At 61.9% G+C, this 23,326-nt stretch carries 19 protein-coding genes; 12 read left to right on the plus strand and 7 right to left on the minus strand.

What is annotated here, in order from left to right; all coding sequences use genetic code 11:
• The first annotated feature begins 122 nt into the window (after positions 1-122).
• The 5 genes from DM813_RS27025 to DM813_RS27045 all read left to right on the plus strand — a co-directional run bounded on the left by DM813_RS27025 (position 123) and on the right by DM813_RS27045 (position 11,463).
• The gene (locus tag DM813_RS27025; RefSeq protein ID WP_128326468.1) at positions 123-1,406 is read left to right on the plus strand and encodes an MdtA/MuxA family multidrug efflux RND transporter periplasmic adaptor subunit; all 1,284 of its coding nucleotides are present in this window, start codon (positions 123-125) and stop codon (positions 1,404-1,406) included.
• Positions 1,403-4,504, plus strand: a complete 3,102-nt coding sequence (locus DM813_RS27030) for an MdtB/MuxB family multidrug efflux RND transporter permease subunit (protein ID WP_128326469.1) — start codon at positions 1,403-1,405, stop codon at positions 4,502-4,504. The genes DM813_RS27025 and DM813_RS27030 overlap by 4 nt, the downstream gene beginning before the upstream one ends.
• Positions 4,501-7,608, plus strand: coding sequence for an efflux RND transporter permease subunit (locus tag DM813_RS27035; RefSeq protein ID WP_128326470.1), 3,108 nt, complete (start codon positions 4,501-4,503; stop codon positions 7,606-7,608). Before DM813_RS27030 ends, DM813_RS27035 begins: the two co-directional genes overlap by 4 nt.
• Complete coding sequence (locus tag DM813_RS27040; RefSeq protein WP_128326471.1) at positions 7,605-9,098, plus strand: efflux transporter outer membrane subunit; 1,494 nt, start codon at positions 7,605-7,607, stop codon at positions 9,096-9,098. The genes DM813_RS27035 and DM813_RS27040 overlap by 4 nt, the downstream gene beginning before the upstream one ends.
• 280 nt (positions 9,099-9,378) lie before the next feature.
• Positions 9,379-11,463, plus strand: coding sequence for a putative bifunctional diguanylate cyclase/phosphodiesterase (locus tag DM813_RS27045; RefSeq protein ID WP_128326472.1), 2,085 nt, complete (start codon positions 9,379-9,381; stop codon positions 11,461-11,463).
• Positions 11,464-11,465: 2 nt separating this feature from the next.
• Here the strand turns inward: DM813_RS27045 and DM813_RS27050 are convergent, their stop codons facing one another.
• Complete coding sequence (locus DM813_RS27050) at positions 11,466-11,726, minus strand: DUF1652 domain-containing protein (protein ID WP_128326473.1); 261 nt, start codon at positions 11,724-11,726, stop codon at positions 11,466-11,468.
• Between the two features lie 321 nt (positions 11,727-12,047).
• Here DM813_RS27050 and DM813_RS27055 point away from each other — a divergent pair, with 321 nt between their 5' ends.
• On the plus strand, positions 12,048-13,304 hold the full coding sequence (locus DM813_RS27055) for a pyridoxal phosphate-dependent aminotransferase (RefSeq protein WP_128326474.1): 1,257 nt from the start codon (positions 12,048-12,050) through the stop codon (positions 13,302-13,304).
• Here the strand turns inward: DM813_RS27055 and DM813_RS27060 are convergent.
• The 3 genes from DM813_RS27060 to DM813_RS28530 are packed head-to-tail and all read right to left on the minus strand — an operon-like array spanning position 13,230 to position 15,238.
• Entirely contained in the window at positions 13,230-13,877 is a 648-nt protein-coding gene (locus DM813_RS27060) for a DUF1345 domain-containing protein (RefSeq protein ID WP_128326475.1), read from the minus strand. The two genes, DM813_RS27055 and DM813_RS27060, sit on opposite strands and share 75 nt — an antisense overlap.
• Positions 13,878-13,935: 58 nt before the next feature.
• Positions 13,936-15,102, minus strand: a complete 1,167-nt coding sequence (locus DM813_RS27065; RefSeq protein ID WP_128326476.1) for an NnrS family protein — start codon at positions 15,100-15,102, stop codon at positions 13,936-13,938.
• Positions 15,089-15,238 (minus strand): hypothetical protein, encoded by a 150-nt coding sequence (locus DM813_RS28530; protein ID WP_164897305.1) that lies wholly within the window; start codon positions 15,236-15,238, stop codon positions 15,089-15,091. The genes DM813_RS27065 and DM813_RS28530 overlap by 14 nt, the downstream gene beginning before the upstream one ends.
• Positions 15,239-15,398: 160 nt before the next feature.
• Here DM813_RS28530 and DM813_RS27070 point away from each other — a divergent pair, with 160 nt between their 5' ends.
• Positions 15,399-16,244, plus strand: coding sequence for a site-specific integrase (locus DM813_RS27070; RefSeq protein ID WP_431312018.1), 846 nt, complete (start codon positions 15,399-15,401; stop codon positions 16,242-16,244).
• Positions 16,245-16,383: 139 nt separating this feature from the next.
• Here the strand turns inward: DM813_RS27070 and DM813_RS27075 are convergent, their stop codons facing one another.
• The gene (locus DM813_RS27075) at positions 16,384-16,917 is read right to left on the minus strand and encodes a hypothetical protein (protein WP_128326478.1); all 534 of its coding nucleotides are present in this window, start codon (positions 16,915-16,917) and stop codon (positions 16,384-16,386) included.
• A gap of 308 nt (positions 16,918-17,225) precedes the next feature.
• Between DM813_RS27075 and DM813_RS27080 the strand changes: the two genes are divergently transcribed.
• The 4 genes from DM813_RS27080 to DM813_RS27095 all read left to right on the plus strand — a co-directional run bounded on the left by DM813_RS27080 (position 17,226) and on the right by DM813_RS27095 (position 19,940).
• Positions 17,226-17,729 (plus strand): hypothetical protein, encoded by a 504-nt coding sequence (locus DM813_RS27080; RefSeq protein WP_128326479.1) that lies wholly within the window; start codon positions 17,226-17,228, stop codon positions 17,727-17,729.
• An 88-nt stretch (positions 17,730-17,817) separates the two neighbouring features.
• The gene (locus DM813_RS27085) at positions 17,818-18,639 is read left to right on the plus strand and encodes a helix-turn-helix transcriptional regulator (RefSeq protein WP_128326480.1); all 822 of its coding nucleotides are present in this window, start codon (positions 17,818-17,820) and stop codon (positions 18,637-18,639) included.
• Between the two features lie 76 nt (positions 18,640-18,715).
• A complete protein-coding gene (locus tag DM813_RS27090; protein WP_128326481.1) occupies positions 18,716-19,174 on the plus strand; it encodes a carboxypeptidase regulatory-like domain-containing protein in 459 nt (152 codons plus the stop codon).
• Between the two features lie 7 nt (positions 19,175-19,181).
• Positions 19,182-19,940 (plus strand): phytanoyl-CoA dioxygenase family protein, encoded by a 759-nt coding sequence (locus tag DM813_RS27095; protein ID WP_128326482.1) that lies wholly within the window; start codon positions 19,182-19,184, stop codon positions 19,938-19,940.
• A gap of 3 nt (positions 19,941-19,943) precedes the next feature.
• Here DM813_RS27095 and DM813_RS27100 read toward each other — a convergent pair whose 3' ends face one another.
• Both DM813_RS27100 and DM813_RS27105 read right to left on the minus strand, forming a co-directional pair.
• A complete protein-coding gene (locus DM813_RS27100; protein WP_128326483.1) occupies positions 19,944-20,840 on the minus strand; it encodes a universal stress protein in 897 nt (298 codons plus the stop codon).
• A gap of 105 nt (positions 20,841-20,945) precedes the next feature.
• Positions 20,946-22,340 (minus strand): aldehyde dehydrogenase family protein, encoded by a 1,395-nt coding sequence (locus DM813_RS27105; RefSeq protein WP_128326484.1) that lies wholly within the window; start codon positions 22,338-22,340, stop codon positions 20,946-20,948.
• Between the two features lie 103 nt (positions 22,341-22,443).
• On the opposite strand from DM813_RS27105, the gene ptrR reads away from it, so the two are divergent.
• Positions 22,444-23,322 carry a putrescine utilization regulator PtrR gene (gene ptrR / locus DM813_RS27110; RefSeq protein WP_128326485.1) on the plus strand — a complete coding sequence of 293 codons (879 nt, stop codon included), beginning with the start codon at positions 22,444-22,446 and terminating at the stop codon, positions 23,320-23,322.
• The last annotated feature ends 4 nt before the right edge of the window (positions 23,323-23,326 follow it).

Raw genomic sequence — 23,326 nt, forward strand, 5'->3', positions numbered from 1 at the left:
TTTTATTTATGCTTCATTGTCTTAGCAACGTAAGCTCAAGGTAAATTGCCGGTAAAGCCGCTTTGCTATTTTCTCGCCAGTGCTTATCGTTCAGCCTCCTCAAAAGAATTCTTTCCAGTCCAATGGTCGATCAACCGATGCTTTCTCGTTCCCGCTCCCCTCGTCGCTGGCTTTTCGGCCTGCTGATCCTGCTGCTGGTTGCCGGCCTGTGCTGGTGGCTGTGGCCGTCTCCGGCGGCGCACAAGGCGGCCGGCGCACCCGCCGGCAAAGGCGGGCGACCAGGCTTCGGGGCGTTCGCCGGGCCGGTGCCGGTGCGCGTCGAACCCGCGACCGTGGGCGACTTCCCGGTGTACCTCAAGGCACTGGGCACGGTAACGGCGACCAACACGGTCAATGTGCGCAGTCGTGTCGCCGGTGAACTGGTCAAGGTCAACTTCCAGGAAGGGCAGCGGGTCAAGAGCGGTGACCTGCTCGCCGAGATCGACCCGCGCACCTACCAGATTGCCCTGCAACAGGCTGAAGGTACCCTGGCGCAAAACCAGGCCCAACTGAAAAACGCCCAGATCGACCTGGAGCGCTATAAAGGCCTGTACGCCGAAGACAGCATCGCCAAGCAGACGCTGGACACCCAGGTGGCGCTGGTCGGCCAGTTCCAGGGCACGATCAAAACCAACCAGGCCGCCGTCGGTGATGCCAAGCTGAACCTCGATTTCACCCGCATTCGCGCACCGATCAGCGGCCGCCTGGGCCTGCGTCAGCTCGACGTCGGCAACCTGGTGGCGGCCAACGACACTACGGCGCTGGTGGTGATCACCCAGACCCAACCGATCACCGTGGCCTTTACCTTGCCCGAAACTCAGCTCAATACGGTACTGGCGCGCTACCGCAGTGGTGCGAAACTGCCCGTTGAAGCCTGGGATCGCGGCGATCTCAAGCAGCAGGCAGTCGGCGTCCTGCGCAGCCTCGACAACCAGATCGACACCACCACCGGCACCCTGAAGTTCAAGGCTTACTTCGAAAACCAGGACGAAGCCCTGTTCCCCAACCAGTTCGTCAATGTGCGCCTGCTCGCCGATACCCTGAAGGATGTGGTGCTGGCGCCGTCGGCGGCGATCCAGTTCGGTACCGATGGCTCGTTTGTCTACGTGATGGAAGGCGACAACAAGGTGCGCATCCGCAAGCTGACCCTGGGAGCCAGCGACGGTAACCACACGGTGGTCGTCGAGGGGCTGGCCAAAGGCGAACGGGTAGTGCTCGAAGGCACCGACCGCCTGCGTGACGGCAGTGATGTAGAAGTGGTCAATGACAGTTCGCAAGTCCCGGTAACGCCTGGCCAGCACCTGCAGGGCCAGGACAACAAAGATGCCTCTGCCGCCCCGGGCCGTAAGGACAAGGCGCGCGCATGAACCTCTCGCGGCTGTTCATTCTCCGTCCGGTAGCGACCACGCTGAGCATGCTGGCGATCGTCCTCGCCGGCCTGATCGCTTACACCTTGCTGCCGGTGGCGGCCTTGCCCCAGGTCGACTACCCGACCATCCGGGTCATGACCCTGTACCCGGGCGCCAGCCCGCAAGTGATGACCAGCGCCGTGACCGCGCCGCTGGAGCGCCAGTTCGGGCAGATGCCGGGCCTGACCCAGATGGCCTCGACCAGTTCCGGTGGCGCCTCGGTACTGACCCTGCGCTTCAGCCTGGACATGAACATGGACGTGGCCGAGCAGCAGGTGCAGGCGGCGATCAACGCCGCCAGCAACCTGTTGCCCAGCGATTTGCCGGCGCCGCCGGTGTACAACAAGGTCAACCCCGCGGATACCCCGGTGCTGACCCTGGCGATTTCGTCGAAAACCATGCCGCTGCCCAAGCTCAACGACCTGGTCGATACCCGGGTGGCGCAGAAAATCGCCCAGATCAGCGGCGTCGGCATGGTCAGCATCGCCGGCGGCCAGCGCCAGGCGGTGCGGATCAAGGTCAACCCCGATGCACTGGCAGCAGCCGGCCTGAACCTGGCGGACGTGCGCACCCTGATCGGCGCGTCCAACGTCAACCAGCCCAAGGGCAACTTCGACGGCCCGACCCGGGTGTCGATGCTCGATGCCAACGACCAGCTGCGATCGCCGGAGGAATACGCCAACCTGATCCTGGCGTACAACAACGGCGCGCCGCTGCGTCTGAAGGACGTTGCCGAGATCGTTGACGGTGCCGAGAACGAGCGTCTGGCGGCCTGGGCCAACCAGAACCAGGCGGTGCTGCTGAACATTCAGCGCCAGCCAGGGGCGAACGTGATCGAGGTGGTCGACCGCATCAAGGCCATGCTGCCCTCGGTTACCGACAACCTGCCGGCCGGCCTGGATGTCAGCGTACTGACCGACCGCACGCAGACCATTCGTGCCTCGGTCAAGGATGTGCGCAACGAACTGCTGCTGGCCATCGCCCTGGTGGTGATGGTGACCTTTGTGTTCCTGCGCCGCTTCAGTGCGACCATCATTCCGTCGGTGGCGGTGCCACTGTCGTTGATCGGCACCTTCGCGGTGATGTACCTGGCCGGCTTCTCGATCAACAACCTGACACTGATGGCGCTGACCATCGCCACCGGTTTTGTGGTGGACGACGCCATCGTCATGCTGGAGAACATCTCCCGGCACATTGAAGAGGGCGAAACGCCGATGCAGGCGGCGCTCAAGGGCGCCCGGCAGATCGGCTTCACCCTGATCTCGCTGACCTTCTCGCTGATTGCCGTACTGATCCCGCTGCTGTTCATGGCCGATGTGGTCGGTCGCTTGTTCCGCGAATTTGCCATCACCCTGGCCGTGGCGATCCTGATTTCCCTGGTGGTGTCGCTGACCTTGACGCCGATGATGTGCGCGCGCCTGCTGAAACGTGAACCTGCCGAACACGAACAGGGGCGCTTCTACCGCGCCAGCGGTGCCTGGATCGACTGGATGATTGCCGGCTACGGCCGCGGCCTGCAGTGGGTACTCAAGCACCAGCCGCTGACCCTGCTGGTGGCCGTGGCGACCCTGGGCCTGACCGTGCTGTTGTACCTGGTGGTGCCCAAAGGCTTCTTCCCGGCGCAGGACACCGGGGTGATCCAGGGTATTTCCGAAGCGCCGCAGTCGGTGTCGTTCGCCGCCATGAGCGAACGCCAGCAACAGCTCAGTGCGGTGATCCTCCAGGATCCGGCCGTGCAGAGCCTGTCGTCGTACATAGGCGTCGACGGCGACAACGCCACGCTCAACAGCGGCCGCTTGCTGATCAACCTCAAGCCCCATGGCGAGCGTGACGACACTGCCGCGCAGGTGATTGCCCGGTTGCAGCCGCAGGTCGACAAACTGGTCGGTATCCGCCTGTTCATGCAGCCGGTACAGGACCTGAGCATCGAAGACCGGGTCAGCCGCACCCAGTACCAGTTCAGCCTGTCCTCGCCGGATGCCGACCTGTTGGCACTGTGGAGCGGCAAGCTGGTGGATGCCCTGCAGCAGCGTCCGGAGCTCACCGATGTCGCCAGTGACCTGCAGGACAAAGGCTTGCAGGTGTTCCTGGTGATCGACCGCGATGCCGCCAGCCGTCTGGGTATCAACGTCGCCGACATTACCAACGCCCTGTATGACGCCTTTGGCCAACGGCAGATCTCGACGATCTACACCCAGGCCAGCCAGTACCGGGTGGTGTTGCAGGCCGAGGCGGCAGCAACCCTCGGGCCGCAGGTGCTTGAACAGATCCACGTCAAGGCCGTGGATGGCGGGCAAGTGCGGCTGTCGAGCCTTGCCCGTATCGAGCAGCGTCAGGCGCAACTGGCGATTGCCCATATCGGCCAGTTCCCGGCGGTGATGATGTCGTTCAACCTCGGGCAGGGCGTGGCGCTCGGTGATGCGGTCAAGGCCATTGAACAGGTGCAGGAGGACATCGGCATGCCGGTTGGCGTGCAAACCCGTTTCCAGGGGGCGGCCGAAGCCTTTCAGGCCTCGTTGTCGAGCACCTTGCTGCTGATCCTGGCAGCGGTGGTCACCATGTACATCGTGCTCGGCGTGCTCTACGAGAGCTACATCCACCCGGTGACCATCCTCTCGACCTTGCCGTCGGCGGCGGTAGGGGCGTTGCTGGCACTGATCCTGTCCGGTAACGATCTCGGCATGATCGCCATTATCGGCATCATCCTGCTGATCGGCATCGTCAAGAAGAACGCGATCATGATGATCGACTTCGCCCTCGAGGCCGAGCGCAACCAGGGCATGGCCCCGGAAGCGGCAATTTACCAGGCGGCGCTGCTGCGCTTCCGGCCGATCCTGATGACCACGCTGGCGGCCCTGTTTGGTGCCATCCCGCTGATGCTGGCCAGCGGTTCCGGCGCCGAGTTGCGCCAGCCGCTGGGCCTGGTGATGGTCGGCGGGTTGCTGGTGAGCCAGGTGCTGACGCTGTTCACTACGCCGGTCATCTATCTGTACTTCGATCGGCTGGCACGGCGCATGCGGCCACAGGCTGACGCTGTGGTGCTGGAAAAGCCATGAACCTCTCCGCACCTTTTATCCGCCGCCCGGTAGCGACCATGCTCCTGAGCCTGGCGATCATGCTGCTCGGTGGCGTCAGCTTCGGCCTGCTGCCGGTGGCACCGCTGCCGCAGATCGAGTTCCCGGTGATCGTGGTCCAGGCCAACCTGGCCGGGGCCAGCCCCGAGGTCATGGCCTCGACGGTGGCCACGCCCCTGGAGCGCTCGATGGGCGCGATCGCGGGCGTCACCACCCTGACCAGCAGTTCCAGCCAGGGCTCGACCCGGGTGATTCTCGGCTTTGACCAAGGCCGTGACATCGATGCCGCGGCCCGTGAAGTGCAGGCAGCCATCAACGCCTCGCGCAACCTGTTGCCCAGTGGCATGCGCAGCATGCCCACCTACAAGAAGTTCAACCCCTCGCAGGCACCGATCATGGTGTTGGCGCTGACCTCCAGCGTGATGGAGAAGGGCCAGCTCTACGACCTGGCATCGACCATCCTGTCGCAAAGCCTGTCGCAGGTGCCGGGAGTAGGGGAGGTACAGATCGGCGGCAGTTCGCTGCCCGCCGTGCGGATCGAACTCGAACCGCAGTTGCTCAACCAGTACGGCGTTGCCCTGGACGATGTGCGCGCGACGATCGCCAACGCCAACCAGCGCCGGCCCAAGGGCTTTATCGAAGACGGTCAGCGCAACTGGCAGGTGCAGGCCAATGACCAGCTGGAAAAGGCCAAGGACTACGAGCCGCTGGTCATTCGTTACCAGGACGGTTCGGTGCTGCGCCTGAGGCATGTGGCCAAGGTCAGCGATGCGGTGGAGAACCGCTACAACAGCGGCTTTTTCAATAACGATCAAGCGGTACTGCTGGTGATCAACCGCCAGACCGGTGCCAACATCATCGAGACCGTGGACAAGATCAAGGAGCAGTTGCCGGCCCTTGAGTCGCTGATGCCTGCCAGCGTCAAGCTGGACGTGGCCATGGACCGCTCGCCGGTGATCAAGGCGACGCTCAAGGAAGCCGAGCACACCCTGGTCATCGCCGTGGTGCTGGTGGTGCTGGTGGTGTTCCTGTTTCTGGGCAACCTGCGTGCCTCGCTGATTCCGACGCTGGCGGTGCCGGTGTCGCTGGTGGGCACCTTTGCCGCCATGTACCTGTGCGGCTTTTCGCTGAACAACCTGTCGTTGATGGCGTTGATCCTCGCCACCGGCCTGGTGGTGGACGATGCCATCGTTGTGCTCGAGAACATCTCGCGGCATATCGATGAAGGCGTTCCGCCGATGCGCGCAGCCTTCCTGGGCTCCAAGGAAGTGGGCTTTACCCTGTTGTCGATGAACCTGTCGCTGGTGGTGGTGTTTGTCTCGATCCTGTTCATGGGCGGCATTGTCGGCTCGTTGTTCCGAGAGTTTTCCATCACCCTGGCGGTGGCGATCATCGTCTCGCTGGTGGTCTCGCTGACGCTCACACCCATGCTCTGCGCGCGCTGGCTCAAGCCCCAGGCGCAGCAGGGCCAGACCCGCCTGCAGCGCTGGAGCGAGCAACTCAACCTGCGCATGATGAACGCCTATGGGCGCAGCCTGGACTGGGTCTTGCGTCATCGCCGCCTGACGCTGATCACGTTGCTGCTGACCATCGGCGTCAACATTGCCCTGTATGTGGTGGTACCCAAGACCTTCCTTCCACAGCAAGACACCGGCCAGCTGATGGGCTTTGTCCGCGGCGACGATGGCCTGTCGTTCCAGGTGATGCAGCCAAAAATGGAGATCTATCGCCAGGCCCTGCTCAAGGATCCGGCGGTTGAGAGCGTTGCCGGCTTTATCGGCGGCAACAGCGGCACCAACAACGCGATGGTGCTGGTGCGCCTCAAACCGATCAGCGAACGTAAACTGTCGGCACAGAAAGTCATCGAGCGCTTGCGCAAGGAAATGCCCAAGGTGCCCGGTGGGCGGTTGTTCCTCATGGCCGACCAGGACCTGCAATTCGGTGGTGGTCGCGATCAGAGCACTTCGCAGTTCCTCTACAGCCTGCAAAGCAGCGAGCTGTCGGCGTTGCGCGAGTGGTACCCGAAAGTGGTCGCCGCCTTCAAGACCTTGCCTGAGCTGACCGCTATCGATGCCCGCGACGGCGGCGGCACCCAGCAGGTCACCCTGGTGGTCGATCGCGAGCAGGCCAAGCGCCTGGGCATCGACATGAGCATGGTCACCTCGGTACTCAACAACGCCTACAGCCAGCGGCAGATCTCGACCATCTACGACAGCCTGAACCAGTATCAGGTGGTGATGGAGATCAATCCCAAGTACGCCCAAGACCCACGCAGCCTGGAACAGGTCCAGGTGATCACCGCTGACGGTGCCCGGGTACCGCTGTCGACCATCGCCCACTACGAGAACAGCCTGGCAGACGATCGGGTCAGCCACGAAGGCCAGTTTGCCTCCGAGAACATCAACTTCGACATCGCCGAAGGCTACAGCCAGGACCAGGCCATGGCAGCAGTGGAGCGGGCGGTGGCCAAGGTCGGCCTGCCCGAGGATGTGATCGCCAAGCTCGGCGGTACCGGCAATGCCTTTACCGAAAGCCAGAAAGGCCAGCCGTGGATGATTCTCGGGGCATTGCTCGCGGTGTACCTGGTGCTGGGGATTCTCTACGAGAGCTACATCCACCCGCTGACCATCCTCTCGACCTTGCCATCGGCCGGGGTAGGGGCCTTGCTCACCCTGTACGTGGTCGGCAGCGAGTTCAGCCTGATTTCCCTGCTGGGCCTGTTCCTGCTGATTGGCGTGGTGAAAAAGAACGCCATCATGATGATCGACCTGGCGCTGCAGCTGGAGCGCCATGAACAGCTGAGCCCGGAACAATCGATCCGCCGGGCGTGCCTGCTGCGTCTGCGGCCGATCCTGATGACCACCCTGGCGGCCATTCTCGGCGCCTTGCCGCTGCTGATCAGCAGTGCCGAAGGTGCGGAAATGCGCCAGCCACTGGGCCTGACCATTATTGGTGGCCTGGTCTTCAGCCAGATCCTTACGCTTTACACCACCCCGGTGGTCTACCTCTATCTGGACCGCCTGCGCCATCGCTTCAACCACTGGCGCGGCGTGCGCACCGACGCTGCTTTGGAAACCCCGCTATGACTCGACGTCCACTTTTCTCCGACCGCACCCTGCAGCAACTGCTCGGCGCCCGTGGCTCGCGCCTGCTGGCCTCGAGCCTGTGCCTGGCGATGCTCAGCGCCTGCACCCTGAGCCCGGACTACCATCGCCCACAGGCGCCCACGCCGGCGGTGTTCAAACACGCCGAAGGCTGGACCCAGGCCAACCCGTCGGACGCCCTGGCACGTGGCGCCTGGTGGGAGCTGTACGGCGATGCCCAGCTCAATGGCCTGGTCGAGGAACTCAATGCCGGCAACCAGACCGTCGCGCAATCCGAAGCGCAGTACCGTCAGGCCCAGGCCCTGGTGCGCAGCGCCCGTGGCGCGCTGTTCCCCAGCATCGACCTGCGTGCCGGCAAGACCCGCTCCAGCCAGGGCACCGGCAGCTCCAGCTCGAGCCTGAGCAACAACAGCAGCGGTATTCGCGATACTTACAGCACCACCCTGGGCGTGAGCTGGGAGGCCGACCTCTGGGGCAAGCTGCGTGAAGGCCTGGCCGCCAACGAGGCCAGCGCCCAGGCAAGCCTTGCAGACCTGGCCGCAATTCGCCTGAGCCTGCAGTCGGAGCTGGTGCAGAACTACCTGCAGTTACGGGTGATGGATGAGAACAAGCGCCTGCTGGAAGCCACGGTGCAGACCTACCAGCGCTCGCTGACCATGACCGAGAACCAGTACCGCGCCGGGGTGTCCGGCAAGGATGCGGTGGCGCAGGCGCAAACCCAGCTGAAAAGCACCCAGGCCGACCTGGTTGACCTGATCTGGCAACGTGCGCAGCTGGAGAACGCCATTGCGGTGCTGCTCGGCAAGGCGCCGGCGGACTTCGCCCTGGCCGATAGCACCACCATCCCGGCTTTGCCGCAGATCCCGGTGGCGCTGCCGTCGCAGTTGCTGGAGCGCCGTCCTGACATCGCCTCGGCCGAGCGCAAGGTAATGTCGGCCAACGCCAGCATTGGCGTGGCCAAGGCTGCCTACTTTCCGGACCTGACCCTGAGCATGAGTGGCGGCTACAGCAGCAGTAGCTTCAACGACTGGATCAGCCTGCCCAACCGTTTCTGGTCGGTGGGCCCGCAACTGGCCATGCCCCTGTTCGATGCGGGGCAACGTTCAGCCGAGGTCGACCGCACCGAAGCGGTCTACGACCAGACCGTGGCGCAATACCGCCAGACCGTGCTCGACGGCTTCAAGGAAGTGGAAAACTACCTGGTGCAGCTCGACGTGTATGAAGACGAAGACCAGATTCGTCGTGAAGCACTGGAAGCCGCGCGCGAGTCGCTGCGCCTGACCACCAACCAGTACAAGGCCGGGTTGATCGGTTACCTGGACGTGGTCAACGTGCAGACCACTGCCCTGAGTAACGAGCGTAGCGTGCTGACGTTGCTGCAGGGGCGCCTGGTGGCCAGTGTGCAGCTAATCGCCGCGCTGGGTGGCGGTTGGGATGCGCAGTCGGCTTATGCAGAAGCTGATAAAAAATAAATCGTTATAAAACAGATAGTTAATAATCAAAATTAAAGTCGAATGGCAGGATTAGAGCAAGACATTGCATTACGCCATTTTTTATTCCTAAGCACTTTAAATTTACTAATTAACTATCTGTTATTTAACGCAATTTATAATCTAACCGCTTATCGCTAACTGATAGCGCGATGGTGAAATGCCATCGAAAACCCCGTGCGTTTCGCCAAAGGTTGAGTACAATCATCGGCTTTTCCCCGGGCCTCCCTGGTGCCCGGTTTCAAAGGTTGTGGAAGGCCTTATGTTGATTGGTAGTTACTCCTCCTCGCTGGTGCTGATTTCCCTGTGTGTGGCCATCCTTGCCTCCTATACCGCGCTCGACATGGCCGGGCGTATTGCCACGGCCAAGGGGCGGGCGGTGTACCTGTGGATCACCGGCGGATCGGCAGCCATGGGCTTTGGCATCTGGTCGATGCACTTCATCGGCATGCTCGCCTTCAGCCTGCCGATCGAGCTGGGTTACGACCTGTCCCTGACCTTGTTGTCGTTGCTGATTGCAGCGCTGTCCTCGGGCTTCGCCCTGTGGCTGGTCAGCCAGCCGACCTTGCCGTGGAGCCAGTTGGGGCTGGGCGCGCTGATCATGGGCGCCGGTATCAGCAGCATGCACTACACCGGTATGGCAGCGTTGCTGATGCAGCCCGGCATCGATTACGACCCCGCACTGTTCATCCTCTCGCTGCTGATCGCGGTGGGGGCTTCGGCCGCCGCCTTGTGGATCGCTTTCCGGCTGCGTCAGCAAACTCTCTATGTGCGGCAGATCCGCGGCGGCGCCGCTGTCGTGATGGGTGTGGCGATTGTCGGCATGCATTACACCGGCATGGCGGCGGCAAACTTCCCTGAGGGCAGTTTCTGTGGCGCACTGAGCACCGGCTTGAGCGGTAACGGCCTGGACTACCTGGTACTGATCACCACGCTGGCGGTATTGGCCGTGGCCCTGCTGACCTCGGTGCTGGATGCCCGGCTGGAGGCGCGTACTGCAGAGCTCGCGCAGTCGCTGACCCGCGCCAACCAGGAACTTACCCAGCTGGCGCTACACGACACCCTGACCAGTTTGCCCAACCGCACGCTGCTGGCCGACCGTATCGACCAGGCCATCTGCAAGGTCAATTCGCAGGGCGGCTGCTTTGCCCTGATGTTCATTGACCTGGATGGCTTCAAGCCGGTCAACGACGCGTTCGGTCACCACATGGGCGACATGCTCCTCAAAGACGTTGCCCTGCGGCTGCGCGGCCATCTGCACAGTCAGGACACGCTGGCGCGCATCGGTGGCGACGAATTCGTGTTGCTGGTGGAACTGCAGGAACCGGAGGATGCCTTGGGGGTTGCGGCCAAGCAGGTCAACCTGATTTCCCGTCCGTTCCGGGTTGCGGAGCAGAACCTGCAGATTTCCGCGAGTATCGGCATCGTGCTGTACCCGGGCAACGGCACCGACCAGCTGGAGCTGTTGCGCAACGCCGATGCCGCGATGTACCACGCCAAGAGCGCGGGCAAGAACGGCTACAGCTTCTTTGATGTGTCGATGAACAGTAACGCACGCTTGCAGCTGCAGCTGCTGCAGGATTTGCGCATGGCCCTGGAGCTGCGCCAGTTCCGGCTCTTCTATCAACCCAAGTTCGATGCGCAAAACGTGCGTCCGATCGGTGCCGAAGCCTTGCTGCGCTGGGAGCACCCGCAACATGGTCTGCTGCTGCCGGACCGCTTTATCTCGCTGGCCGAGAAGACCGGCTTGATCATCCCGATCGGTGAGTGGGTGCTGGACGAAGCCTGCCGCCAGATGCGCGTGTGGATCGACGAGGGCTACAACGACTGGCGGATCGCGGTGAACCTGTCGGCGATCCAGTTCTGCCACAGCGGGCTGGTCGAGAGCGTCGCCAAGGTGCTGGCGCGCCACCAGTTGCCGGCCAATAACCTGACCCTGGAGATCACCGAAACCACCGCCATGCATGACGCCGACGCCAGTATGGCGGTCCTGCAACGGCTGTCGGACATGGGCGTTGACCTGTCCATCGACGACTTCGGCACCGGTTATTCGAGCCTGATGTACCTCAAGCGTCTGCCGGCCAACGAGCTGAAAATCGACCGCGGCTTTGTGCGTGACCTGGAGCAGGACAGCGACGACGCGGCGATCGTTTCGGCAATCGTCGCGCTGGGGCAGGCACTGGGCTTGCGGATTGTCGCCGAAGGGGTGGAAACCGACCGCCAACAGAACTTCCTGACCCGGCTGGGCTGCGACTCGTTGCAGGGTTATCTGCTCGGCCAGCCGATGCCGGCCGAGCGTTTTATCGTGGATGTCGAACGTGCGCGCCAGTCCATGGCGGTCAGCTGAGGTCAGCCGGCCGCGCGCAGGTTGCAGGAAGGTTCGAAGGTGTCGAGTTCGGCCTCGACGGCTTCAATGATGCGTTCGACATCGGCAGCAGGCATGACTGCAGCGCAGGGGATCCCGGCAATGGCCAGCAGGGTTTCACCGGTGGCCCGGTCAAACAGGCGCGCGACCATACTGCGCGGGGCATCCATGCTGGCTTCAAAACCCAGCGGATGAAAATGCCAGCGCATCACCTGGCAGGCGTTGGGAAACGTCAGTTTGTTCATTCCGGCCTCCATACAGGGGTGAACAGCAAGGTGAACGGATCGGGTGCGTTACAGCGGCTTGCCCCGTTGAGCGAACGTCCTAACCATAGCACCGCAAACGCCATTGTCCGGCCGCTGACATGACAGTTTTTCGCTTCTTTGAAACAGGTCTCGGTCGCACTTGCCGCGGGCGCGGGCACAGCCGGACACGGCAAACGTTTGCCCGGACCGATAGCCGACAGGTCGCCTGGTGGTTCTGCTAGTTTTACCGGTAGTCGGCTGGGAAGCCTGCCGTGGGGGTTTCTGACCAACGGCGCCCAGGCATCGTCAAGGAGACCTGCCATGCGTTATTCAGCGCTCACCCAACGGATCGCCGGTGACGGCGCTACGGCCTGGAACATTCACTACCGGGCGCTCGAGTTGCAGCGCCAGGGGCGGGAGGTCTTCCTGCTGTCGATGGGCGATCCGGATTTCGATACGCCCGCGCCGGTGGTCCAGGCTGCTGTCGACAGCCTGCAGGCCGGTAATACCCATTACTCCGATGTTCGCGGCAGCCTGGGCCTGCGGCAGGCCATTGCCCGTTATCACATTCGTCGTGGCGGTCTGCGCGTGGGCCCGCACCAGGTGGTGGTGCTGGCCGGCGCGCAATGTGCGCTGTATGGCGTGGCTCAGTGCCTGTTCGATCCAGGTGACGAAGTGATCGTCGCCGAGCCGATGTATGTCACTTACGGGGCGGTGCTGGGGGCCTGTGCGGCGACGGTGGTGCCAGTACCGGTGTGCCCCGAACAGGGGTTTCGGGTCGACCCGGCGGACATCGCCGCGCGGGTCACGCCACGCACCCGCGCGCTCTTGCTCAACAGCCCCAACAACCCTTCCGGCACCAGTGTGTCCAGGGCCAGCTGGGAGCAGCTGGTGCGGCTCTGCATCGAGCACGACCTGTGGCTGATTTCCGATGAGGTCTATAGCGAACTGCTGTACGACGGCGAGCACGTCAGCCCGGCCAGCCTGCCGGGCATGGCTGAACGTTGCGCGACCATCAACAGCCTGTCGAAGTCGCACGCGATGCCGGGCTGGCGGGTAGGGTGGGTGCTCGGCCCGGCTGCGTTGTGTGAGCACCTGAGCAACCTGGCGCTGTGCATGCTCTATGGTCTGCCCGACTTCATCCTCGATGCGGCGCAGGCTGCCCTGGAGCAGGACCTGCCCCAGGTGCGACAGATGCGCGATACCTACCGCCAGCGTCGCGACCGGGTCTGCGCAACCCTGGCCGAGTGCCCGGGCATCCGTGTGCACAGGCCTGATGGCGGCATGTTTGTGATGATCGATATCCGCGCCACCGGCCTGGGGGCGCAAGCCTTTGCCGAACGCCTGCTGGAGCAGCATGGGGTGGCAGTGCTGGCCGGCGACGCCTTCGGGCCCAGCGCAGCGGGGCACATACGTCTTGGCCTGGTGCTGGACAGCGAGCGCCTGGAACAGGCGTGTCGGCGTATTGCCAGATGCGCGGCGCAGGTGCTGGAGGAACGGTCTTCAGTTGATCAACGCGGCCGCCATGTTGATGGTAAAACCGAGGATCGCCGTGTTGAAGACAAACCCTACCAGTGAGTGGGCGAGTACCACCCGGCGCATCGGCCGCCCGCCGACGCCAACATCCGAGGTTTGCACGGCCACGCTCAAGGTGTAGGAGAAGTAGTGGAAGTCCCAGTAATCGGGATGGCGCTCACCGTCGGGAAAGCGCAGCACCGGGGTGTGCGCCTGGGCGGTATAGAACAGGTGGGCGTAGTGCAGGCTGAAAATTGCCCCGATCAGCAGCCAGGATCCGGCAACGGTAAGCCCGGTAAAGGCGTATTGCAGCGCCGTCGGCCCGCCCGCCAGCTTGCCGCCTGCGGCCAGTTGCAGGGTGACTGCTGCGAGGCTGGCGATGGCAGCGATGCTGACCGTGAACAGTACCAGGCCGGCATTTTCATCCTCGATACTGGCCACTTTGCGCACTTTTTCCGGGCCTGCGCGCAGGGTCAGCCACAGGATCAGCAGCAAATATAGCCAGACGCCGGTGTTCCAGCCTATCAGTACATGCTCGACCCAGTCGTGCGCGGGGACCAGCCAGCCGCAGAGCAGGCCGACCAGTGCGGCGATACTCAGGCGCGGGTGGCTGCGGGTCAGTCGATGAAAAGCCATGGAACCTCAGGGGCAGGGGCACTCCGGCAACTGTAGCCCATTGCTCCGCGAGCGGGCTTCAACCTGGCTGCCCATCCACCCGCGCACGCCACAGGATCGGCGCGTAGTGCCACAGGAACACGGCGAACGCCAACACCCAGCACAGCGCCGAAAGGCTCAAACCCCAGTGACTGAACGGCACCAGGCCAATACGCAACACTGCCGCCAGCTGCACCAGCACAAATGCCGCAACGATGCTGGCGGGCACCTGCAGGGGGCGCCCCGTATGGCCGAGGCTGACCCGCGCCATCATCGCCACGATCATCGCACTCATGGCCCCGACACTCAGGGCGTGGCTGGCCAGGCTTGGGTTGAGCGGCACACCGAGGTGCCAGGCGGCCATGCCCAGGCTTGCCAGCAACAACCACAGGTAAGCCAGGTGCAGCGACCAGAGCAGAGGTACGCTGGCTATCCGGGGGGTAAACCAGCGCCACAGGCGCACCCCGTGCAGCGTGGTTAGCAGCACGAAGACTGCGGCCATTACCCGGCTGGGCGAATCGCTCAAGCCGATGGCCGTGAGCAGGGCGACGGCCAGGCTGCTGAGCAGCGTCAGGCGTTCGAGCCACGGTCTGGCTGGCGGTTGCGCAGCGAGGCCGAGGCCACGTTGGGTAAAGAATGGAATCACGCGCCCACCGATCACCGTCAGGAAAGCGCCCATCAACCACAAACCGGCCAGCGTGCCGCGGCGCTGTAATAGCTCATCGCCTTGCAGCAGGCCGGCGAGTGTCAGCCATTGGCAGGCGCCGAGCAGCAGGGTCATGACAATGATCGGGTAGTTGTTTTTCAAGCGGCGGGCAATGATCGGTTTTGCTAGCGTAATGGCCACCAACGGCATGAAGGCGGCCTGCAGCGGCGCCAGGGCGGGCAGGGGCAGGGCGCTGAACCAGGCCAGGCGGCCGAGCAACCAGATCACTACCAGTGCTAGCAACGGCCAACCCTTGATGCCGGGCATGCCGCTCCAGTTCTGTACTGCCGTCAGCAGGAAGCCGGCAATGATCGCCGCGCCGAAGCCGTACAGCATTTCATGCCGGTGCCAGGCCAGCATGCCGCCAGTGGGTTGCAGGTGCACGGCGCCCTGAAGCCACAAGGCCCAGAGCAAAATTGCCAGCAGGGCGAAAGCCGCACCGGCGAGGAAAAAGGGACGAAAGCCCAGGCGCCAGACAGGCAGTTGCTCAAGCCGGGACATAGGCGTTTTCCTTGCGTTGTGCGCGATTGAACGAGGTGGCCATGATATTGCCCTCAATCGATTCCAATGGGACTGATGAGGTACCATCACGAACCATGCCAGGTACAAATGGCTTGCCAATCAAGGCCATGGTCATGGTGCAGGTCATTTTGACCTGTAACGATTCGAGTCATAATGACGCATATAAGGTCATTTTGACCTCTGTCCAGCTTTACAGGATTACCGCTTTGCCCGATTCACTGCATAACCCCCTGCTGCAATACCTCGCCCGCCTGGCGCCTTCCAGTCAGCTGACCATGAAGTACATCCTCCAGGACGCCGCCGACCGCTTGGGCTTTGAGGATTGCGACATCAGCGATGTGCCCTGGCACCAGCTTGACCCTGGTCATGTTACCGCGCTGGTGGCGGCGTTGCGGGCCGATGGCTACGCACCGAATACCTCGTCGTTGTATGTAAACGCCGTGCGTGGGGTGATGAACGAGGCCTGGCGCCTGGGCTTGATCGATCAGGAGCAGCTGCTGCGTATCCGAACGGTGAAACCTGCGCAAGGCTCGCGCCTGCCCAGCGGGCGCAACCTCAAGCGCAGTCTGATCCGTGAACTGATGGAGGCCTGCGCCGCCGACCCGCGGCCACAGGGCCTGCGCGATGCGGCGGTGATTGCCTTGCTGTATGGCACCGGCATGCGCAAATCCGAGTCGGTCAACCTCGACCTGGCCCAGGTCGACTTCAACGAGCGCAGCCTGCAGGTGCTGGGCAAGGGCAACAAGCAACTGATCAAATACGCGCCGACCTGGGCGTTTGAAAAGCTCAATGCCTGGCTCGCCTTCCGCCGTGAAAACCTGCCCGAAGGCCAGGCCGACGATGACTTCCTGTTCAACCGTATTCGACGCGGCAGCCACATCACCCGTGAGCGCATCACCAAGCATGCGATCTACTACATCGCCCGTCAGCGTGGCACCCAGGTCGGAGTGAAAATCATGCCCCACGATTTCCGCCGTTCGTTCATTACCCGGGTGATTGAAGAGCACGATCTGTCGATCGCCCAGAAGCTGGCGCATCACACCAACATCCAGACCACCGCCAACTACGACATGCGTGACGACAACGAGCGGCGCCGGGCAGTGGATCGTTACGATTACTAGAGGGTGTGCCGGCAATTATTGAGCGCTGCGGGAGAGGTGCGTCTGTAACGCGCAAGAACCAGGGAAATACCCTGGTTCTTGCTGCGATTGACGGCTGAAAAGTCAGCCGTGCGGCATCAAAATGCTGCTAATTGCAGGGTCAAGGCTTAGGTGTTTTCTTTACGTCGACGAAGGTTTTTAGCAGAATGTTTAGGGCGCCTCCAGGCCTTGAAGTCTGAACTTCTTCATGTTTAATGATTGTTGATACGATTTGGGATTTGACGGTGGTTGTGTAGATTTTATCGCCTTTTTCAAGCATGCGTTGAATGGCCTGAACATCAGGGATGGGGAAGTCCAATGCACGATCTGCTTCATCCACGATTGCATAGTTCAATGTTGCCGATACATGAAGATTGTTGACGGTTGGTGCCTTGGAAGGCTTTTCATCAACATTGCAGGGTTGATCTAATTGTTTGACGCCCATGTCAAACAGGTATCGTTCCAGATTGGAACCCCAACGGTAAAGCACTTCCTTGTTGATTACTTCTAAATCGTGTGTTGCTCCGCTTTCATTTTTTTTGATGACGTCGCCTATTTTGTATTTGGTGAACAATGCATATGGGTTTTTGACGGGTATCGCGGTAGAAGTTGGATGAATAGTTACACGGAATTCAAGAGGGAAGTCTTTAGTCATTTTTTTGCACCTATTGGGATTGGATTGCAGTTCGATTTTGCGCCTGGGCACTCTGGCTCGCTACAATCAAATTAACCAGTTGACATTTCGTTGTTCCCCTATTTTGGCAAATTTCGATTACTCCCTCTGCCACTGCTCTAAAATAACGCTCACGTCAAAACGCTGCTAATTGAAGGGTCGAGGCAACGTGCCTCGGAGTTGCCTAGCATTTTAGTCAGTATACGAATAGTGGTATGTATTTTAGATTCGCGTGGCGGTCTACAAACTCTATTCGGATTCAATTAAACCCATCGGTACGTGAGGGTAATATGAAATCGCTACTGGCAATATTTAGTGTGTGTTTGATTTCTGCAGGTGTTTCCGCCAACCAACCTGCGCCTGATAACGAAGGAATTTTCAACAAGCGTATGGTCCGCATCAGTAATGATGCCAGCAACGTCAGAAATGATGTTCCACTACCAAACGCAGGAAAGCCGTTCTACTGGAAAATTGAAAAGCTCGGAGAAGGCCCGCATCGGGTGACGGGTGGTGGGTCTTGCTACGAATTTGAAGGCACGGTAGTGATCAATACGTCTACCAGGCGCCTGAGTGATATGAAACTGGCCTTCAAGCGAGACTTTAGCTGTGCCTTTGTGAAAGACCTCATGATTGAGGATGATACGTCTGCGCTGCTGGGGTTCATGAATAGTTATGAAGTTAGGTCCGGTAAGGTTTTTCTGAAACAGAAATCGGGAAAGACTAATTTAAAGTTCATGTTTGAGGAGGAAGACAAGTGTCCACTTGCTAGCATGAAGACATTCAAGAACTACTAAGTGCTCGTCGAAATTCCATCTCGAAGGCACGACCATCAGGGACCGTGCGATAGTGCAGTCATGCTCAGCAAACGTTAGACTGCCGGGCATGACTCAAACCTCCCCAGACACCCCGGTCAACCTGTCTTTCAACGCTCTGCAGCGCTGGCATGCGGCATTGCAGACAGCCTGCGCGCATATTGAAGCGCCTGATGCCCTCGCGCACCTGGCCGCGGCCATCAGCGAGCTGGGGGCAGTCGAGTCGATGATGATCAGTCTGGAGTGCCGGGGGCAGGCGCCACAACTGTTGTATCAGCAAGGCATCCCCGAGCAGCACCGCGATGCCGTGCTCAACCGCTACTTTGCAGCCGGCTACCTGCTCGACCCGTTCTGCCTGGCGGTGGAAAACGGCCTGGCGCAAGGGTTTTACCACCTCGAAGACATCGCGCCAGACAACTTCTTCGACAGTGACTACTACAAAACCTATTACCTGGGCACCGGCTGCAGCGAAGACAGCTACTTCATTGCTGATATCGGCGATGCCCGGAAACTCTCGCTAAGCCTGTTCCAGGGCTGCAGCGGCACGCGACTGAGCGCCGAGCAAGTCAATCTGCTGCGGGCGGTCGAGCCGATGGTTCGCGACCTGCTGGCCCGCTACGCCCGCTACGGGCTTGCGCCTGTCAGCACCGAGGCCGGGCTCAACAGCATCCAGGCCGCCTTCGAAAGCTTCGGCAGCCAGGTGCTGACGGACCGCGAACGCGAGGTGGCGCACATGATCCTGCGCGGGCACTCGGTCAAATCTACGGCCGCCGAGCTGAGGATTTCACCTGAAACTGTGCGCATGCACCGCAAGAACCTTTACCTCAAGCTTGATATCAACTCCCAGTCCGAACTGTTTGCCCGCTTCATCGACTGGCTACGCCAGGGCTGAGCCGCGTGTCAGCCTCGCCGCCCGCCGTTGCAGGACGGGCGGATAATAGGGGCTGGATCCATGCTGGAGACAAACCATGAACAGCTACCTGAAACGTGTTCTGCATGGTCTCGCCCTGGTGATGGCCATGTTAAGTGCGGTGCCGCTGTGGGCGGCACAACCACTGACTGAAGAAGAGCCTGTCGACATGTCCGCGGTGAAACTGCAATCCGGTGAGCAGAACGGAATCAGTTACCTGCAAGGCGGGATCGGCATCGACGAGTCGCGGGCCATGCAGCAGACCCGTGGCTACAACCTGCACATCACCTTGTCATCAGGTACGGACAATAAGTACCAGAGCGGTGCCGAGGTGCGTGTCGAGTCTGCCACCGGCCAGCCTGTGCTGACCCTGCAAGACGTTGGCCCGATGCTTTATGCCAAATTGCCCAACGGCCATTACCAGGTTCTGGCCAACCTCAACGGTGAGCAACAACGTCAAAAGGTAGTGATCGACGGCACCCAGCCGGTCGAGGTCAACCTGCATTGGCGTGAATAGGCCGGTCATGGAAGCACATGCATTACTGAGCCTGGGCTTGAGTGCCTTGCACCGGGACGGCTTTCTGCTGTTGCCCGGCGTGCTCGAGCCCGGGCAGGTCGAGCAACTGAAGGCAGCGATCAGCGCCCTCACGCCCCAGCACTGGGACTACAACGGGCTCTTGGAGCACTACAAGTGCGTGTTCAATCGCGACCCCTTGTGGCTGGCGTATCTGGACCTTCCCGGGGTCATCGAGCTGGCTGAAGCGGCGCTGGGTGAAGACTGTCACATCATCGGCCAGACCGCCTGGCGTAGTCACCCTGGCTACCAGGGCATGGCCTTGCACCTGGATTACCTGGCCATGGAGCTTCCTGAGGCCTGGTTGGCCGATGCTGACTTCGAGCTGCCAATGCAGATCTGCACGGTGCAGTTTTACCTGGACGATATCGACAGTGAGTTGTGCCCGACCCAGGTGCTGCCCGGCAGCCACCGGGCAGGGCGCCGGCCGGTGGCGGGCGAGCAGCAATGGCAGGGGCAGGCCACGCAGAGCATTCTCTGCCGGGCGGGAGATGCCTTGATGTTTCGCAGTGAACTCTGGCACGGCGGCAGCGACAACCGCAGCGTCGACCGCACCCGTTCAATGCTGCAGGTGCACTACGGCCGGCGCATGATCGCGCAGAAGTTCTCGCCATACCTGCACTGGCAATTCAATCCCGCCGTGCTTGCCGCCGCCACCCCGCGGCAGCGCCGCCTGCTCGGCGAGCATGCGGAAGCGGAATACGACTGAGCGTCAGGCCACCGCCTTGACCGCCAACACATTGCACAAGGTGTGGTCGAGCACATGCTCGGTGGTGCTGCCCATCAGGCGCTCGAGCAATTTGCGCGGGTGGTTGCCCATCACCAGCACGTCCGTTCGGCTGTGGGCAACAAAGTCGGCAATGCTGCGGGTGATCGGTGCCGAGAGAAAGTGCTGACGTTCCGGCGGCACCGCGTGGCGTTCGGCAAGGTGTTCGAAGACTTTGTGGATCGACTTGCGCACGTCGCCACCAAACCCCGGCATGGTCACGGTACCGGCGCCAAAGTCGGCCATATGGGTGTGGGCGCTGTCGCAGACGTGCAGCAGGTGCAGTTCGGCATTGCACTGATGAGCCAGTTCACTGGCCGCCTGGATGACCCGTTCGTTGAGGTCGTTGTGCGGATGATCGGGATGAGTCGGGTCAACCGCCGCCACCACAACGCGCGGCAATGGGCAGTGCACGGCACTGACCAGGTGTACCGGGCAGGGGCACTCGCGTAGCAGTTGCCAGTCCACCGGGGTGAACAGCAGGCGTTTGTAAGTGGGCTCGTGTTGCACATCCTTGATCAGCAGGTCCGGCTCGATGTCGGCAACTTGCTCAAGGGCGGTTTGCACCACATCTCGGGTGAGGATCACATCGGTGCTGACCCGGATGCCGTTTTCATGCAGCAGCATGGCCTCGTCGGCCAGCCATTGGCGATTGTCCTCAACGCGATTTTCGTTCAGGTGTTCATCGCCGCTGAGCAGGCCGAGGGTATCGAACTCCTCGACAATCGCGCAGATGTGCAAGGTGGCACCGGTCGCGTGGGCCAGGGCGGCGGCGCGCTCCAGTGCTGGGGTGTGGCGCGTCTGCGCGCCGACCATCAGGAACAGGCGTTGGTACTGGCTCATGGTGCACCTCCGGTCGCGTTGCATTGCCAGCCCCCGAGCTTGAGTTTAGCCCATTGCCTGCAACGCTCCCGAAACCTGCACCAGCGCCAGCTTACCGCCGGTCACTCAGGCGCGGCGATCCAGCCACACAGTCTGGGCGTTGCAGAACTCGCGCACGCCGAAGTGCGACAGTTCGCGGCCAAAACCACTCTTCTTCACGCCGCCAAAGGTGACGCGCGGATCGGAGGCGCAGACGCCGTTGATGAACACTCCGCCGGTTTCCAGTTCTTCGGTCAGTTGCGCAGCCAGTTCCAGGTCCTGGGTATAGATCGTCGACGCCAGGCCGAACTCGCTGTCGTTGGCCAGCGCCAGGGCGTGGCGGGCATCACGGGCAGTGATGATCGAGGCGACCGGGCCGAACAGTTCCTGACGGAACGACGTCATCTGGTCGGTGACATCGGCCAGCACCGTAGGCTCATAGAAGTTGCCCGCACCGTCGGCCTTGCGACCGCCCAACAGCAGGGTGGCGCCTTCGGCCAGGGTGGCCTGGACCTGCTCGTCCAGTTCGTCGCGCAGGTCGAAGCGTGCCATCGGGCCCAGGTAGGTTTTCTCGGAGAGCGGATCACCCATGACCAGCTGGCGGGTGGCTTCTACAAATTTCTCGGTAAAGGCATCGACCACACCTTGCTCGACGATCAGACGCTTGGCGGCGGCGCACACTTGCCCGGTGTTGGCGAAGCGGCCAACCACCGCCGCCTTGACCGCTTCGTCGAGGTTGGCGTCATTGAGCACGATGAACGGGTCGGAACCGCCCAGTTCCAGCACGCACTTTTTCAGCGCCGCACCGGCCTGAGCACCGATGGCCATGCCGGCGCGCACGCTGCCGGTCAGGGTTACGGCGGCGATGCGCGGGTCTTTGATCGCCTGGGACACACCGTCCGGGGTGACGTTGATCAGTTCGAACACACCTTCAGGCAACCCGGCCTGCTTGATGACGTCGAGCAACAGGTAGGCGCTGCCCATGACGTTCGGGGCGTGCTTGAGCACGTAGGTGTTGCCGGCGATCAAGGCCGGTACGGCGCCGCGCAGCACCTGCCAGACCGGGAAGTTCCACGGCATCACCGCGAGGATCGGGCCGAGCGGGCGGTACTCGATACGCGCCTTGCCGTTCTCGACCAGAGTCGATTCGGCGCTGAGCATGCCCGGGCCCTGGGCCGCGTACCACTCGCACAGCTGTGCGCACTTCTCGACTTCACCACGGGCCTGGGGCAGGGGCTTGCCCATTTCCAGGGTAATCATGTGCGCCATGGCTTCGGCGTTGTCGCGGATTTTGCTGGCCAGGCCAAGGATCAGGCTGGCGCGGTCTTCGACGGCGGTACGGCGCCATTGCGCGTAACCGGCCGCAGCCCTTGCCAGCGCCGCATCCAGCTCGGCTTCCGAAGCATAGGGGTAGTGACCAATGGCTTCGCCGTTGGCCGGGTTGATCGATACGGCATGGGTGTGGCTGGAAAACGCAGTCATGGCACGGTCCTGCAAGGCATGTGGAATGACGCCAGCGTAGAGGGCTGTGCATGTTGTGGAAACTGAATAATAATGAGCCTTTCATTCACGATTGGAGAATGGCGTGGATCTGGTTCAGCTGGAAATCTTCAAGGCCGTGGCCGAACACGGCAGCATCAGTGTGGCCGCCCAGCATATCCACCGGGTACCTTCCAACCTGACCACGCGCATCAAGCAGCTGGAAACTGACCTGGGTGTCGAGCTGTTCATTCGCGAAAAAAGCCGCTTGCGCCTGTCGCCAGCGGGTTGGACCTTTCTTGATTACACCCGGCGCATTCTCGCGCTGGTAGAAGAGGCGCGCATGACAGTGGCGGGCGAGGAGCCCCAAGGGCCGTTTTCCCTGGGGTCGCTGGAGAGCACCGCAGCGGTGCGGATTCCGGCGCTGCTGGCGGCCTACAACCAGCAGTACAGCAAGGTCGAACTGGACCTCTCGACCGGCCCCTCGGGGGCCATGATCGAAGGGGTGCTGTCCGGGCGCCTGGTGGCGGCGTTTGTCGACGGTCCGGTGCTGCACCCGACCCTGGACGGGGTGCCGGTGTTCGAGGAGGAGATGGTGCTGATTGCGCCCCTCAACCACGGGCCGGTCAGCCGCGCCCGGGACGTGAATGGCGAGAACATCTATGCGTTCCGTTCCAACTGCTCTTATCGCCATCATTTCGAGCGCTGGTTCAGTACCGATGCAGCGGTGCCGGGCAAGATCTACGAGATGGAGTCCTACCACGGCATGCTTGCCTGCGTCAGCGCTGGCGCCGGTCTTGCGCTGATGCCACGCAGCATGCTGCAGAGCATGCCTGGGTGCGCCACGGTCAGCGTCTGGCCGTTGTCTGAGGACTTTCGCTACCTGCATACGTGGCTGGTCTGGCGGCGCGGAACCGTGTCCCAGAGCCTGTCGAGTTTCGTGCAGTTGCTTGAGACCCGCAGCGAGGCAAGTTCCGCCGCATAGGCCC

This window comes from Pseudomonas alkylphenolica (assembly GCF_004025535.1).
Classification (GTDB): Bacteria; Pseudomonadota; Gammaproteobacteria; order Pseudomonadales; family Pseudomonadaceae; genus Aquipseudomonas; species Aquipseudomonas alkylphenolica_A.